At 69.8% G+C, this 14,939-nt stretch carries 11 protein-coding genes; 8 read left to right on the top strand and 3 right to left on the bottom strand.

The window, feature by feature from the left end; genetic code table 11:
* Nucleotides 1–73 precede the first annotated feature (73 nt).
* Nucleotides 74–229 (bottom strand): hypothetical protein, encoded by a 156-nt coding sequence (locus tag ACTWQN_RS09720; protein WP_443203033.1) that lies wholly within the window; start codon nt 227–229, stop codon nt 74–76.
* Nucleotides 230–430: 201 nt separating this feature from the next.
* On the opposite strand from ACTWQN_RS09720, the gene ACTWQN_RS09715 reads away from it, so the two are divergent.
* Nucleotides 431–814: a DUF5313 family protein gene (locus ACTWQN_RS09715; protein WP_443203032.1), complete on the top strand. Its 384-nt coding sequence runs from the start codon at nt 431–433 to the stop codon at nt 812–814.
* Nucleotides 815–820: 6 nt separating this feature from the next.
* The gene (locus ACTWQN_RS09710; protein ID WP_443203031.1) at nt 821–2,212 is read left to right on the top strand and encodes an NAD(P)/FAD-dependent oxidoreductase; all 1,392 of its coding nucleotides are present in this window, start codon (nt 821–823) and stop codon (nt 2,210–2,212) included.
* A 29-nt stretch (nt 2,213–2,241) separates the two neighbouring features.
* On the opposite strand, the gene ACTWQN_RS09705 is transcribed toward ACTWQN_RS09710, so the two are convergent.
* Together ACTWQN_RS09705 and ACTWQN_RS09700 are read right to left on the bottom strand one after the other, a co-directional pair.
* The gene (locus ACTWQN_RS09705; RefSeq protein ID WP_443203175.1) at nt 2,242–5,664 is read right to left on the bottom strand and encodes an EAL domain-containing protein; all 3,423 of its coding nucleotides are present in this window, start codon (nt 5,662–5,664) and stop codon (nt 2,242–2,244) included.
* Between the two features lie 187 nt (nt 5,665–5,851).
* Nucleotides 5,852–7,681: a glycoside hydrolase family 15 protein gene (locus ACTWQN_RS09700; protein ID WP_443203030.1), complete on the bottom strand. Its 1,830-nt coding sequence runs from the start codon at nt 7,679–7,681 to the stop codon at nt 5,852–5,854.
* A 388-nt stretch (nt 7,682–8,069) separates the two neighbouring features.
* Between ACTWQN_RS09700 and ACTWQN_RS09695 the strand changes: the two genes are divergently transcribed.
* The 6 genes from ACTWQN_RS09695 (at nt 8,070) to ACTWQN_RS09670 (ending at nt 14,740) form a co-directional block, all read left to right on the top strand.
* On the top strand, nt 8,070–8,912 hold the full coding sequence (locus ACTWQN_RS09695; RefSeq protein WP_443203029.1) for a nitrilase-related carbon-nitrogen hydrolase: 843 nt from the start codon (nt 8,070–8,072) through the stop codon (nt 8,910–8,912).
* Nucleotides 8,913–8,923: 11 nt separating this feature from the next.
* A complete protein-coding gene (locus tag ACTWQN_RS09690; protein WP_443203028.1) occupies nt 8,924–10,222 on the top strand; it encodes an aspartate aminotransferase family protein in 1,299 nt (432 codons plus the stop codon).
* On the top strand, nt 10,219–11,619 hold the full coding sequence (gene hydA, locus ACTWQN_RS09685; protein WP_443203027.1) for a dihydropyrimidinase: 1,401 nt from the start codon (nt 10,219–10,221) through the stop codon (nt 11,617–11,619). Before ACTWQN_RS09690 ends, hydA begins: the two co-directional genes overlap by 4 nt.
* Before the next feature lie 134 nt (nt 11,620–11,753).
* Nucleotides 11,754–12,752, top strand: coding sequence for a TIGR03842 family LLM class F420-dependent oxidoreductase (locus ACTWQN_RS09680; RefSeq protein WP_443203026.1), 999 nt, complete (start codon nt 11,754–11,756; stop codon nt 12,750–12,752).
* 198 nt (nt 12,753–12,950) lie between these two features.
* Nucleotides 12,951–14,291, top strand: a complete 1,341-nt coding sequence (locus tag ACTWQN_RS09675; protein WP_443203025.1) for a uracil-xanthine permease family protein — start codon at nt 12,951–12,953, stop codon at nt 14,289–14,291.
* Nucleotides 14,292–14,359: 68 nt separating this feature from the next.
* Nucleotides 14,360–14,740, top strand: a complete 381-nt coding sequence (locus ACTWQN_RS09670) for a VOC family protein (RefSeq protein WP_443203024.1) — start codon at nt 14,360–14,362, stop codon at nt 14,738–14,740.
* Nucleotides 14,741–14,939 lie beyond the last annotated feature (199 nt).

Raw genomic sequence — 14,939 nt, 5'->3', positions numbered from 1 at the left:
TCGAGGTCCTCGTGCGGTTGGATAGCGGATTTCCGGCCCGCCGATCGGCGGGCCGGAAATCCATTGTGGACGGTTAACGGTGGCCGAGCAGGCGGATGTCCCGCCGCAACTGCGCCACCGCGTCCCGAAGACCGCGGCGGCTCGGCGCATCCTTGCCATCGAGCACATCGGTGAACATGACGGCACCCAGGATCAGCACCAGCAAAAAGGCCACAACGACGACGAACACGAGACTCACCCCTTCTGCCTTGCACATCGATCAAGCGCGGCGTTCGTTACCGGTGTAGGGGCGCCTGGGCGCAGTGACGTGCGTTGCAGTCGCCGACGGGTGGGGCGCTGGGGCCACTCGGTGCGCCCGGCCTCGCAGCGGCCGCGAGGTCCGACCGAATGGACGGCTTCGGCCCAAACCCGCGAAGACTAATCTGGAGAGATGGCGACCAATCGGCCCAATCCGGCGCAATGGGTCTGGTACGCCTTCGGTGGCAAGCTGCCGGGCCGGTGCGCCGAGTGGGTGTTGCACGACGTCACCTGCCGCACCTGGGTGCTGCGCCACCTGGCCCGCGCCCTGACCCAGCTGGCGCCGTTCTGCGTGCTGGTGCTGCTGCCCGGTCCGCTGTGGATCCGGTTGACGTCGATCCTGCTCGGTTTGCTGGTCGGGCTGTTCTACTCGGTCTGCTACATGGGCGAGGCCGCCGAGCACCGCTCGATCAAGCACGGCTTCCCGCCCGGCGTCGCGAGGGACACCCGGGAGCTGCGCCGCGACGTCCAGCGGGCGGCCAGGTACGGCGTCGGCTACCGGCCGTGGTGGGAGTAGCCCCGGATGGATCAGCTCGACGTGGCGCTGGCCGACGCCGAAATCGCCGGGTACTGGACGGATCGCGTCGATCGGCCGACGCCCCGGGAGCCGCTGGCCGGTGCTGATCGCGCGGATCTCGTGGTGGTCGGGGGCGGGTTCACCGGGCTGTGGGCGGCGATCCTGGCCAAGCAGCGGCGCCCGGACACCGATGTGCTGCTGCTCGAAGCGCACCGGCTCGGGCACGGCGGCAGCGGCCAGAACGGCGGATTCGTCTCGGAATCCCTGACGCACGGCCTCGCGCACGGCGCCTGGCTGTGGCCAGCCGAGATCGGGCGACTGGTGGAACTGGGCCGGGAGAACCTGCGGGCGATCGAGAAGTTCGTCCGCGACGAGGGCATCGAAGCGGACTTCCGGTTGTGCGGCAAGACCAGCGTCGCCACCGAACCGCACGAGGTGGGCGAGCTGAGCGACGAAGCCGAGCTGTACCGGGAACACGGCATGACGGCGCGCTTCCTGGGCGCGGGTGGGGTGCGCGCGGAGGTGCACTCGCCGACGTATCGGGCGGGCCTGCGCCTGCCGGACGCGGGTGGCCTGGTCGACCCCGCGCGCCTGCTCTGGGGCCTCGCCGAGGCGGCGCAGCGGCTCGGCGTGCGCAGCCACGAGGGCACCGCGGTGCGCGGGTTGCGCCGTCGCGGCGCCGAGGTCCGGGTGGCGACTCCACAGGGGACGGTGCGGGCCGGTGGGGTCGTGCTGGCCACCAACGCGTTCCCGGCCCCGCTGCGGTCGATCCGCCGGTACGTGCTGCCGATCTGGGACTACGCGCTGGTCACCGAGCCGCTGTCGGCCCAGCAGTGGGATTCGCTGGGCTGGCGCGACCGGCAGGGCGTCACCGACAGCGCCAACCGGTTCCACTACTACCGCCCGACGCCCGACGGCCGGATCCTGTGGGGCGGCTATGACGCGGTGTACTACTTCGGCGGACGCACCGGTTCGGGGTTGGCTCGGCACGACGCCGCGCACCGCCAGCTGGCGCGGAACTTCTTCCGCACCTTTCCGCAACTGGAAGGCCTGCGCTTCACCCACCGCTGGGGCGGCCCGATCGATTCCACCACCCGTTCCACGCCGCTGTTCGGCTGCACCAGGGGCATCGCCTACGCGGTCGGCTACACGGGGCTGGGGGTGGCGGCCTCCCGGTTCGGCGCGCAGACCGCGCTGGACCTGTTGTGGCAGCGGGACACCGAGCGGACCCGGCTGAGCATGGTGCGCCAGCAGCCGATGCCGTTTCCGCCGGAACCGCTGCGCTGGCCGCTGGTGCAGTTCACCCGCAGGGCCCTCGCGCGCGCCGACGCCGACCGGGGCCGCCGCGGCCGCTGGCTGCGTTTCCTGGACCGCCACGGCATCGGATTGGGCAGCTGAACCCGCGACGATCAGCAGCGGTCGGCTGGCTACTGCGCCTCGGGGAAGAGCGGGGTCGCGGCGCGCAGCAGTTCGCGCAGGTCGTGTTGCGGGATGGCGTGGGAGAACAGCCAGCCCTGGTAGGCGTCCACGCCCAATCCCTTGAGGACGTGGAACTGGATGGCGGTTTCCACGCCTTCGGCGATGCAGCGGCGGCCCATGGCGCGGGCCATGTCGACCACGGCTCGGGTGACGGCGAAGTCGGCCGGGTCGCCGCCGATGCCGGAGATGAACCGGCGGTCGGCCTTGATGATCTGGGCGGGCAGGTCCTTCAGCCGCGCCAGCGACGAGTAGCCGGTGCCGAAGTCGTCGACGGCGAAGCTGACGCCCATTTCGGCGACGGCGTGCATGGCGGAACGGGCCTGGGCGGGCAGGTCGACGAGCGCGGTTTCGACGAGTTCCAGGACCACTCGCGCTGGGTCGATGCCGGTCTCGTTGAGGGCGTCGGAGATGGTCGGGATGAACTTGGGATCGCCGGGCACGAGTCCGGCCAGGTTGACGGCGATCCGGATCTCCTGGCCGCCCGACATCGGCCACTGCACGGCGTCGTGCAGGGCGGCGCGCAACACCCAGCGGTCCAACTTGCCGAGCAGATCGCCTTGTTCGGCGATGGGCAGGAATTCTCCCGGGGAGAGCATCCCGCGCTCGGGATGCGGCCAACGCACGAGTGCTTCGGCGCCCACGATCGAGCCGTCGGAGGCGACCACCGGCTGGTAGTGCAGCAGCAGTTCGTCGCGGGCCAGGGCCACCCGCAGCTCGCCTTCCATGTGCAGCTGCCCGTCGGCGGAGGCGATGAGGGTGGGGCTGGCCAGCGAGACCTTGCCGGGGCCGCTGCGCTTGGCCTCGAACATCGCCACGTCGGAGAACCTCAGCATGTCCTCCGCCGTGGTGTTGGCCTGGACCGGCATCGCGGCGCCGATCGAGGCCGACACGCGGACCAGCTGGCCCTGCACCGGGATGGCGGTGCGCAGCAGCGCGGAAACCCGGGTGGCCAGCGCGTCGAGCCCGCCGACCGCGTTGATGTCCGAGCAGACGATCACGAACTCGTCGCCGGAGAGCCGCACCACGGTGCACTCCGGCGGCACGCCGTTCTCCAGGATCCGGGCCAGCGCGACGAGCAGTTCGTCACCCGCGTCGTGGCCGAGCGAGTCGTTGATCCGCTTGAACTTGTCGATGTCGCAGAACAGCACGGCGGTGCGGGCGCGCTCCGGGCCGGTGAGGTATGCGGCGAGCAGTTCCTTGACCGCGGCCCGGTTGGGCAGGCCGGTGAGGTCGTCGTGGGTGGCCCGGTGGTGCAGGACCTCGGCCTGCCGGTGCCGTTCGGTGATGTCCTGGAACACCACCAACCAGAACTGCGACCCGTCGTCCTGCACCGACAGCGAGGTGTGCAGTTCGCAGGACACCGGCTGCCCGTCGGCGCGCAGCAGCAACCGCTGCAGGACGCTCGGGTTCGCGCCGTCCGGGCGCAACGCGCCCTTGGCCGGTCGCAGCGACCCGGCCTGGTCCTGCGGATGGCTGAGATCGTCGGCGGTGCACCCGCGCAGCTGGTCCAAGCGGTAGCCGAGCAGTCGGCACAGCGCGTCGTTGGCGTCGACCAACCGCTCGGACTGGTCGAACAGGCCGATGCCGACCGGCGCGACCGCGAGCAGATCGGTGAAGCGCTGGCTGGACCGCCGCAGCCGGGTCAGGGCGACGTCGGGTTCCGCGGTCTTGGGCGCGGCTTCCAGCTCGGCGTGGTAACCGGCCAGGCCCGGGGCGGACTCGGCGCGGCTTTCTTCTCGACCGCGCAGGACTTCGATGTGCTCGGTGCCGGGCCGCGACATCACCCAGCTGGAGCCCTCCAGCACCTTCGCGAACCGCTTCAGGGGCGCCAGGCGTTGCGCGATCTCGTCGTAGCTCGCGGCGCCGCTGGGGTCGACCGCCAGCGTGGCCAGCGAGAGGCTGACCGGTGCGTCGCCCACCCTGCGCGGTTGATCCAGGACCGCCGAGGCCAACGCGTCCAGGTCGGCCGGTGCGCAGGCGATGAGGAAGTCGTCGCCGCCGACGTGCGCGACCTGCACCGAATCCATCGAGGTGGCCGCATCGGTGAGGCTGCGGCCGATCGCGCGGATCAGCTCGTCGCAGGCGGCGATCCCGGCGTGGTCGTTGAGCGCCTTGAAGGAGTCGACGTCCAGCCATCCCGCGATGAACTCGTCGTCCTGGTCGAGACGCCGACAGATCTCGCGGGCGATGCTGTCGCTGCCCGGCAGCCGGGTCAGCGGGTTGAGCGCGGCGGCTTCCTCCACCTTCTGGTCGGTGACACCGCGGACCAGGTCGCTTGCGCGGACCACGCCCAGGCAGCGGCCCGCCTCGTCGACCACCACGGCGTCGTCGTAGACGCGGTTGCGGTCCGAGGAGGTGACCAGCCGCAGGGTTTCGGTCGCGGTGGTGGAGGTCGTGACGATCCGGGGTTTGTCGGCCAGCCGGGAGGCTGGTTTCTTGGCGTGCAGCGCGTGGCCGTACGGACCGGTCACCGCCAGCAGGAACCGGTTGCGGTCGATCGTCCGCCGGGGCCGTTGGTCTTCGTCGACCAGGACGATGCCGCTGATCTCGGGGTGCTCGGCGAAGGTCTGCCGGGCCGCGTCGGCCAGCGCGTCGTCCGGGAGCGAGGTGGCGGGGGACATGAATTCGGTGACCAGTGGTCCGGCGGCGGCCATCGTCTCCGCTCGGCCGGGTCGACCGGGGCTTTCCGCCGCCGGGATGGAGACCTGGGTGGACGACGGTGGTTTTTCGGATGCGGGCGCCAGCAGGTTGCCCTGCACGAGTCGGATGCCGAGGCGGCGCACCGCGGTGAGTTGCTGCTGGTCGTCGACGCCGTCGACGACCAGGGTCGAGCCGGTGGCCTCGGCCATGTGCCGGAACGACTCGACGATGGCGAGTCGGCCCCGCTTCTCCGGGAATCCGCGCAACACCTCTGGCGCGAGCTTGATCAGGTCCGGCCGCAGGTCCGTCACCTGGGTCGGGGGGACGTGGCCCTCGCCCACCCCGCCGACGGCGATGCGGAATCCGCAGCTGCGCAGTTCTTCGACGCGGTCGTGCAGTTGGTCCGGGTCGAGCAGCGGTGGGCGGATTTCGAGGATGACCTCGTGCTCGTGGCGGCCGGTGGCCCACAGCGCCCGCCGCACGTCCATGAGCGCGCGGGAATCGTGCACGAGCGTGCTGGCCAGCACGGTGAGGTGCAGCGGTAGCCGGACCCGGCACTCGGCGGATGCCCGGACGGCGGCTACGACCAGCCGCAGGTCCCGGGTGAGCGAGTCGGATGGCGGGCTCGCCTCGCCGTGCCGCTGGCCAGGCTCGTCCCAGCGGGGGACGACCTCAACGGCCACGATCCCACCAAGTCGGATATTCACCAGCGGCTGAAACGCAGCGTGCACGCCAGTCTGTGGATATTCCACCTAATGGATGCTGCACGTGCCTACATGATCACATCGAGTGAGTTTGCTTGCTGTTCACTCACTGCTCAACGGTGCTTCTTTTCAGGGCGTTCTTTTCCGGCGCGACAACCGCGTCGATACGGGAGCACCCTCGCAAAACGACCCCGGATACGGCTGATGCCGGGCATCAGCCCAGGTGGCGGTCGAGGTTGAACGCGGCACTGATCAACGAGAGGTGGGTGAAGGCCTGCGGGAAGTTGCCGAGCTGTTCACCGGTGTGTCCGATCTCCTCGGCGTAGAGACCGAGGTGGTTGGCGTAGGTGAGCATCTTCTCGAAGGCCAGCCGGGCTTCTTCGAGGCGACCGGCGCGGGTCAGCGCCTCGACGTACCAGAAGGAGCAGATCGAGAAGGTGCCCTCGGCACCCTGCAGGCCGTCCGGGCTGGCCTGCGGGTCGTAGCGGTAGACCAGCGAGTCGGACACCAGTTGCTCGCCCAGCGCGTCGAGCGTGGACAGCCACTTCGGATCCGTCGGAGCGATGAACTTGGTCAGCGGCATCATCAGCAGCGCGGCGTCCAGGACGTCGTCGTCCTCGTGCTGGATGAAGGCGTGCCGCTTGTCGGACCAGCCGCGTTGCATGATCCGCCGGTAGATCGTGTCGCGGGCGCGCCGCCAGCGGAGGATGTCGGCGGGCAGCCCGCGCCGGTTGGCCATCCGCATCGCGCGTTCGATGGCCACCCAGCACATCAGCCGGGAGTACAGGAAGTTCTTGCGTCCGCCGCGGGTCTCCCAAACCCCCTCGTCGGGGCGGTCCCAGTTGTCGCAAACCCAGTCCACCACGGCGGTGATGCCGTCCCAGGACTGGCTGGAGATCGGTTTGCCCCACTTGTCGTAGAGGTAGACCGAATCGATCAGCGCGCCGTAGATGTCCAGCTGGAACTGGTCGACGGCGGCGTTGCCGATCCGCACCGGGGCGGAGCCCTGGTAGCCCTCCAGGTGGTGCAGCTCGCGTTCGGGCAGTTCGCTGCGCCCATCGATGCCGTACATGATCTGGAGCGGGCCCGAGTCGTTGCAGTGGCGGAGGTCGACGTGGTTGGACAGGAAGCTCATGAACGCTTCGGCCTCGTCGGTGAATCCCAGCCGCAGCAGGGCGTACACGCAGAACGCGGCGTCCCGGACCCACACGTAGCGGTAGTCCCAGTTGCGCCCGCCGCCGATGTGCTCGGGCAGGCTCGTCGTCGGCGCGGCCACGATCGCGCCGGTCGGCGCGTAGGTGAGCAGCTTCAACGTCAACGCCGAGCGGTGCACCATCTCCCGCCACCGGCCCCGGTAGCGGGAGGCGGACAGCCACTTCCGCCAGTACCGCACCGTGGCCGCGAACTCGTGCTCCGCCTCGGCCAGCGGACACGACCGGGGCGCCACGGTATCGCCGACCCGGTCGAGGGCGAACACGGCGATCTCGCCCTCGTGGAGCTTGAACGCCGACCACACGTCCGATCCGTCGCGTTCGATCGGCACGCTGGCGGTCAGCGCCAGGGACAGCGACGCCGATTCGAAGATCGCGTGGCAGTTGTCCATGTGCAGGGTGTGCGGTTGCGAGGCGTAGTCGAACCGCGGGGCCACCCGAGCCCGAAACGGCAGCGATCCCCGCACGCACAGCACCCGGCGGATCAGCCGGTGCCGGTCGGACTCGCGCGAATCGTCCACGATCGGCATGAAGTCCTGGATCTCGCCGACCCCGTCCTCGGCGAAGAACCGGGTGATCAGCACGTTGGTGTCCGGGAAGTAGAACTGCTTGGTCCGCGCGGGCACGTCGGCCGCGAGTTCGAACGCCCCGCCCCGGTCGGCGTCGAGGATCGAGGCGAACACGCTCGGCGCGTCGAAGCGCGAACAGCAGTACCAGTCGATCGTGCCGTTGGTGCCGACGAGCGCGACGCTGCGCAGGTCGCCGATCAAGCCGTGGTCGGCGATCGGCAGGTATCGAGAGGCATCCGCCGAGGAGCGTTGATCCGACGTCACAGGTCCTCCTGACCGAATCGGCCCACCCGTGCGCCCGAGCTTCGCGAGACGCATCGACGTCAGGCCGGACAACTTCGTTCTACTCCCACCGCCATCCGTTCACCAGGGGCGGGTGGATGGTGCGGCGGCAGTGCATCGCCCGCGGGCCAGCACGACACACCGGCGCTTCGCCTGCTCGGGGGAATTCGGTGCGGCGAAGCGGCCCGCGCCGCGGGCATTGCCCCTAGCCGCGAGCTTGCCGGGCACCGAACTGGCGACGCTGGGTAGTCGACCGGTGATTGCACGTGGTCATCGCTGGTCATACCTTCGATGAACGGGCCGACCGGCTCGCATGGTCGCTCTCCGAACACCACCTGGGAGGGCATCACCGAAGGGGTGCAGCAGACCCATGCCCAACATCGTTCGTGCCGCGCTGGTCCAGGCGAAGTGGACCGGCGACACCTCGTCGATGGTCGACGAGCACGAGAAGCGCGTCCGCGCGGCGGCCGACCAGGGCGCCGGGATCATCGGCTTCCAGGAGGTCTTCAACGCGCCGTACTTCTGCCAGGTGCAGGAAGCCGAGCACCACCGGTGGGCCGAGCCGGTGCCGGACGGGCCGACCACGCGGCGGATGTGCGCGCTGGCGCGGGAACTCGGCATGGTCATCGTCGTGCCGGTCTACGAGAGCGACGGTCCCGGTTTCTACTACAACACCGCCGCCGTGATCGACGCCGACGGCAGCTACCTCGGCAAGTACCGCAAGCACCACCTGCCCCACCTGCCGGGGTTCTGGGAGAAGTACTACTTCCGGCCCGGCAACCTCGGTTGGCCGGTGTTCAACACCGCGATCGGCCGGGTCGGCGTCTACATCTGCTACGACCGGCACTTCCCGGAGGGGTGGCGGGCGCTCGGGCTGGCGGGCGCGCAGCTGGTCTACAACCCGTCGGCGACCAGCCGCGGCCTGTCGTCCTACCTGTGGAAGCTCGAACAGCCCGCCGCCGCGGTGGCCAACGAGTACTTCATCGCGGCGATCAACCGGGTGGGCACCGAGGAGTACGGCGACAACGACTTCTACGGCACCAGCTACTTCGTCGACCCCTACGGGCAGTTCGTCGGCGAGCCCGCCAGCGACACCGCCGAGGAGCTCCTGGTGCGCGACCTGGACTTCGACCTGATCGACGAGGTCCGCCAGAAGTGGGCGTTCTACCGCGACCGGCGCCCGGACGCCTACCGCCCGCTGACCGAGCCGTGAACGGAGCCACCATGACGAGCACGCACACCGACCTCACCAAGCGGCACCGCGCCGTGCTGCCGGAGTGGCTCTCGCTGTACTACGACGAGCCGATCGACATCGAGCGCGGCGAGGGACGGCACGTCTGGGACGCCGAGGGCAACCGGTACCTGGACTTCTTCGGCGGCATCCTCACCACGATGACCGCGCACGCGCTGCCCGAAGTGACCGCGGCGGTCCGCGAGCAGGCGGGCAAGATCCTGCACACCTCGACGCTTTACCTCAACCGACCGATGATCGAGCTCGCCGAGCGGGTCGCGGAGCTGTCCGGCATCGACGATCCGAGGGTGTTCTTCACGACCAGCGGTACCGAGGCCAACGACACCGCGCTGCTGCTGGCCACCGGATACCGGGGCTCGAACCAGGTTCTGGCGCTGCGCAACAGCTACCACGGCCGGTCGTTCTCGGCGCTGGCCGTGACGGGCAACCGCAGCTGGTCGCCGACCAGCCTGTCCCCGGTGCAGACGGCCTACGTGCACGGCAGCCGTCGGCGCGGCACGCCGCTGGCGGACCTGCCGGACGAGGAGTTCACCGCGGCCTGCGTGGCGGATCTCGAAGACGTGCTCGGCCAGCTGCACGGCAACGTCGCCTGCCTGATCGCCGAGCCGGTGCAGGGCGTCGGCGGCTTCGCCATCCCGCCGGACGGGCTGTTCGCCCGCTTCAAGGAGGTTCTCGACCGGCACGGCATCCTGTGGATCAGCGACGAGGTGCAGACCGGGTGGGGGAGAACCGGGGAGCACTTCTGGGGCTGGCAGGCGCACGACGCGTGCGGCGCGCCGGACCTCGTCACCTTCGCCAAGGGCATCGGCAACGGCCTGTCGATCGGCGGTGTCATCGCCCGTGCCGAGGTCATGAACAGCGTCCGCGCGAACTCGATCTCCACCTTCGGCGGCAGCCCCATCACCGCGGCCGGAGCGCTGGCCAACCTCGACCACCTCATCGCCAACGACCTGCCGGGCAATGCCGCCCGGGTCGGCGCGGTCCTGCGCGAAGAGCTCGACGCCGCGCTCGGCCGGGTTCCAGCGGTCGTCGAGGTGCGCGGCAAGGGCCTGATGATCGGCATCGAGCTGGCGCACCCCGACGGCACTCCGGCCCCGGAGATCGCCAGCGCGGTGCTCGAAGAATCCCGGCGGCGCGGCGTGCTCATCGGCAAGGGCGGCCTGGACGGCAACGTCCTGCGGATCGCCCCACCGCTGAGCCTCACCGAGGCCGAGGCCCGCGAAGGCGGCCGGATCCTGCTGGCGGCGCTGGAGAAGGCGGGGCGGCGATGAGTCGGACCATCATCCGCGGTGGACTGGTGATCACCGCGACCGAGGAGACCCGCGCGGACGTGCTCATCGACGGTGAGCACGTGGTGGGCATCGCCGCGTCGGAGGCCGCCGAGCAGTGGGTCTCCAGCGCGGACGCGGTGATCGACGCCAGCGGCCACTACGTGATCCCCGGCGGCGTGGACGGGCACACGCACATGCAGATGCCCTTCGGCGGGACGTTCGCCTCGGACACCTTCGAGACCGGCACCCGCGCCGCCGCGTGGGGCGGCACGACCACGATCGTCGACTTCGCGATCCAACCGGTCGGCGGCTTCCTGCGCGAGGGCCTGGACGCCTGGCACGCCAAGGCCGACGGGCAGTGCGCGATCGACTACGGCTTCCACATGATCCTCTCCGACGTCGGTGCCGAAGCGCTCAAGGAGATGGACGCGCTGGTCGGGGAAGGCGTCACCAGCTTCAAGCTGTTCATGGCCTATCCCGGCGTGTTCTACAGCGACGACGGGCAGATCCTGCGCGCCATGCAGCAGGCCGCCGACAACGGCGCGCTGACGATGATGCACGCCGAGAACGGCATCGCCATCGACGTGCTCGTGCACCAGGCGTTGGCAGCAGGCCGCACCGACCCGAAGTACCACGGACAGGCCCGGCATCCGCTGCTGGAGGCCGAGGCGACGCACCGGGCGATCCAACTGTCCAGAGTGGCCGGTGCGCCGCTGTACGTCGTGCACGTCTCGGCAGCCGAGGCGGTCGAGGAGATCACGCGGGCCCGCGACAACGGGCTCAACGTCTTCGGCGAGACCTGCCCGCAGTACCTGTTCCTCACCGTGGACGAGTTGGCCAGGCCGGAGTTCGAGGGCGCGAAGTACGTGTGCTCGACACCGCTGCGTCCCGTCGAGCACCAGGCGCACCTGTGGCAGGCGCTGCGCACCAACGACCTGTCGGTGGTCTCCACCGACCACTGCCCGTTCTGCTTCAAGGACCAGAAGGAACTCGGCCGCGGCGACTTCTCGAAGATCCCCAACGGCATCCCGGGTGTGGAGAACCGGATCGACCTGCTGCACCAAGCGGTGGTGGAGGGGCGCATCAGCCGCCGCCGGTGGATCGAACTGGCCTGCACCACCCCGGCGCGCATGTTCGGCCTGCACCCCCGCAAGGGCACCATCGCGCCAGGTTGCGACGCCGACATCGTGATCTACGACCCGCGCGCCGAACACGTGCTCTCGGCCCGGACGCACCACATGAACGTCGACTACAACGCCTACGAGGGCAAGCGGGTCACCGGCCGGGTCCGCACGGTGCTCTCGCGCGGCGCGGTCGTCGTCGATGACGGCACCTACACCGGGCGGGCGGGGCACGGCCGCTTCCTGCGTCGCGACACCTGCCAATACCTGATCTGAACACCCGCGCGGATCGGCACGTCGATGCGCTCGACACCACATGGCGGCGGGTGAGCGCAGCCGCTTCCTACCGCGCCACGCAACTCGCAAACCGCCGCAAATCAGCCGATTCCCGAGAAGAGCGGAGGTCCACGATGGACTTTGGGCTGGTACTGCAGACCGATCCGCCTGCCTGGTCGGTGGTGGATCGGATGCGCCGAGCCGAGCAGCTGGGCTTCAGCCACGGCTGGACCTTCGACTCGTGCGTGCTGTGGCAGGAGCCGTTCGTCATCCACAGCCAGATCCTGGCCAACACCGAGCGGCTGACCGTCGGCCCGATGGTGACCAACCCGGCCACCCGCGACTGGACGGTCACCGCCTCGACCTTCGCCACGCTCAACGACATGTTCGGACCGCGCACGGTGTGCGGCATCGGCCGTGGCGACTCGGCGGTGCGGGTCACCGGCGGCCGACCCACCACGCTCGCCACGCTCGAACAGGCCATGCATGTGATCAAGGAGTTGGCCGAGGGCCGAGAGGTGCGGTTGCGCGGAACCCGCGTGCGGCTGCCGTGGGTGCGCGCTGGGCGGCTGCCGGTTTGGATGGGCGCCTATGGCCCCAAGGCGTTGGACCTCGTGGGTCGGCAGGCCGACGGATTCATCCTGCAGCTCGCCGATCCGCACCTGACGCGGTGGATGGTCGACCACGTCCGGCAGGCCGCCCGAGAAGCCGGGCGCGACCCGGCGTCGATCACGGTGTGCGTGGCGGCCCCCGCCTACGTCGGCGACGACCTCGACCACGCCCGCGAGCAGTGCCGCTGGTTCGGGGGCATGGTCGGCAACCACGTCGCCGACATCGTCGCGCGCTACGGCGACACCGCCGAGGCGGTGCCCGCCGCGCTCACCGACTACATCAAGGGCCGGGCGGGCTACGACTACGCCCACCACGGCCGAGCCGACAACCCCAGCACCAACTTCGTGCCGGATGAGATCGTCGATCGCTTCTGCCTGCTAGGCCCCGCCGAAGCGCACGTCGCCAAACTGCGCGAACTCCGCGAAGCGGGCGTCGACCAGTTCGCGATCTACGCCATGCACGACGCCCTGGACTCCACAATGGACGCCTACGGCGAAACCATAATCCCCACCATGCGGTGATTTTCCGAGGTGAAGGGCACCTTTTACCAAGTATGTGGGTGAAAGGTGCCCTTCACCTCTCACCCGGTGGGGTACCGGTGCCGTGCGGTCAACTTCTTGTGAAATGCGCCCTGGTCGGGCCGTGCGGCGGTGGTCGCTTTGTAGAGTTCCGCGGAACGTGGCAGCCCCGATCGGCGGGGTCGGACGGGAAGGGGCGCCATGCGGCGGGGACTCGCGGCGAAACTCGGCATCGGCTGGACGCTGCACGGCGACGGTCGCACTCCGCGACCCGGTGACGCGGTGGCACCGGACGAACGACTGTCCTGGGGCCGCACCGTGGGGCTCGGTGCGCAGCACGTGGTGGCCATGTTCGGCGCGACCTTCGTCTTCCCGGTGCTGATGGGCCTGGACCCGAACCTGGCGATCATGGTCTCCGGAGCGGCGACGATCCTGTTCCTGCTGATCGTGCAGGGCAAGATCCCCAGCTACCTGGGCAGCAGCGCCTCCTTCGTGGGCGCGGTGACGGTGATCCGGGCAGGCGGAGGCGACACCTCCACGGTCACCGGCGCGATCCTGGTGTGCGCCGTGGTGCTGGCCGCCATCGGGCTGGTCATCCACTTCGTCGGCGCGCAGGTGGTGCACCGGCTGCTGCCGCCCGCGGTCTCCGGCGCGGTGGTGATGCTGATCGGCTTCAACCTCGCCCCCGTGGTCGCCGAAACGTACTGGCCGCAGGACCAGTGGATCGCGCTGATCACGATGGTCGTCGTGCTCGGCTGCACCGTGCTGCTGCGCGGGTTCTTCGCCCGCATCGCGGTGTTCCTCGGCCTGGTCGTCGGCTACGGCCTGTCGTGGCTGTTCGACACCGGGTTCGGGCCGATCACCGCGCCGGACGCGGAAGGCACCGTCAGCACGCACTTCCGGCTCGACCTCAGCGGCGTGGCGGACGCCAGTTGGTTCGGGCTGCCGAACCTGCTGGCACCGTCGTTCGACGCGGCGGCGATCATCGTCGTGCTGCCCGCGGTGATCGCGCTGATCGCCGAGAACACCGGGCACGTCAAGGCGGTCGAGGAGATGACCCGCACGAAGCTGGACGACGGCCTTGGCCGGGCCATCTTCGCCGACGGCTTCGCCAGCGCTCTCTCCAGCGCCGTCGGCGGCCCGCCCACCACCACCTACGCGGAGAACATCGGTGTCATGGCCGCCACCCGGGTGTACTCCACCGCGGCCTACTGGGTGGCCGCGATCGTGGCGATCCTGTTCGGACTGTGCCCCAAGTTCGGCGCGGTGGTCGCGGCGACTCCCGGCGGTGTGCTCGGCGGCATAACCGTGGTGCTCTACGGGATGATCGGCTTGCTCGGCGCGAAGATCTGGGTGGCGAACCGGGTCGATTTCGGCAATCCGATCAACCTGCTGCCGCTGGCCGCCGGATTGGTGGTCGGCATCGGCGGGGTCGCGCTGGAGATCACCCCGCAGTTCAGCCTCAGCGGCATCGCGCTGGGCACGCTGGTGACGCTGCTGGGCTACCACGTGCTGCGGGTGCTGGTGCGCGACCGCCGCTGATCGTCAGTGCGGGTGCGGCGAGCAGGGCTTACGTTCGCAGGCGAGGGGTTGGCGTCGAGGAGGCCGCCATGCTGCGTCCCGTGCACTTCGAGATCCACGTCTCCGACGTGGATCGCGCCTGCGAGTTCTACTCCACCGTGTTCGGGTGGCATTTCCAGCAGTGGGGCGACAATCCCTACTGGTTGATCTTCACCGGTGAGGGGCCGGGCATCGACGGCGGTCTGCTGCCCCGCGAGGGCTCGGATCCCACCGACGAGACCCCCATCGCGGCGTTCGCGACGACCATGGAGGTCGACGACGTCGACGCGATGCTGTCGATCGTGGAGTCGGCGGGCGGCCGGGTGGCGATGCCGAGAACGGCGTTGACCGGCATGGGCTGGGTGGCCTACTGCCGGGACACCGAGGGCAACATCTTCGGCATGTTCCAAGCCGACGACATGGCGCAATGAGCGACTGCCCGTGACCTGGTCTCGCGTGGCGGAACCTGAGTGCCTGTCTTTGAAGTGGTCGTGTCGGGCCGTCCGCCTCGGGTGAGGTGGACGATTTCGCGCGAAATCGCTGTCTCCCACGCGGGGCGGGTGGCGAGTTCGCGCGAAATCGCCAGGTCTGCCACCCGCACCGCGAAGCAGGACGAGTTCGAAGACAGGC

It is taken from the genome of Saccharopolyspora antiqui, from assembly GCF_052246905.1.
In the GTDB taxonomy this organism is placed as follows: Bacteria; Actinomycetota; Actinomycetes; order Mycobacteriales; family Pseudonocardiaceae; genus Saccharopolyspora.
The sequence above is the reverse complement of the archived record's forward strand: the minus strand, read 5'-3'. Positions and strand labels throughout refer to the sequence as shown.

Bases quoted from the DNA above. Each gene is read 5' to 3' on its own strand.
- ACTWQN_RS09715 (WP_443203032.1), top strand. From the start codon at position 431: ATGGCGACCAATCGGCCCAATCCGGCGCAATGGGTCTGGTACGCCTTC.
- ACTWQN_RS09710 (WP_443203031.1), top strand. From the start codon at position 821: ATGGATCAGCTCGACGTGGCGCTGGCCGACGCCGAAATCGCCGGGTAC.
- ACTWQN_RS09695 (WP_443203029.1), top strand. From the start codon at position 8,070: ATGCCCAACATCGTTCGTGCCGCGCTGGTCCAGGCGAAGTGGACCGGC.
- ACTWQN_RS09690 (WP_443203028.1), top strand. From the start codon at position 8,924: ATGACGAGCACGCACACCGACCTCACCAAGCGGCACCGCGCCGTGCTG.
- hydA (WP_443203027.1), top strand. From the start codon at position 10,219: ATGAGTCGGACCATCATCCGCGGTGGACTGGTGATCACCGCGACCGAG.
- ACTWQN_RS09680 (WP_443203026.1), top strand. From the start codon at position 11,754: ATGGACTTTGGGCTGGTACTGCAGACCGATCCGCCTGCCTGGTCGGTG.
- ACTWQN_RS09675 (WP_443203025.1), top strand. From the start codon at position 12,951: ATGCGGCGGGGACTCGCGGCGAAACTCGGCATCGGCTGGACGCTGCAC.
- ACTWQN_RS09670 (WP_443203024.1), top strand. From the start codon at position 14,360: ATGCTGCGTCCCGTGCACTTCGAGATCCACGTCTCCGACGTGGATCGC.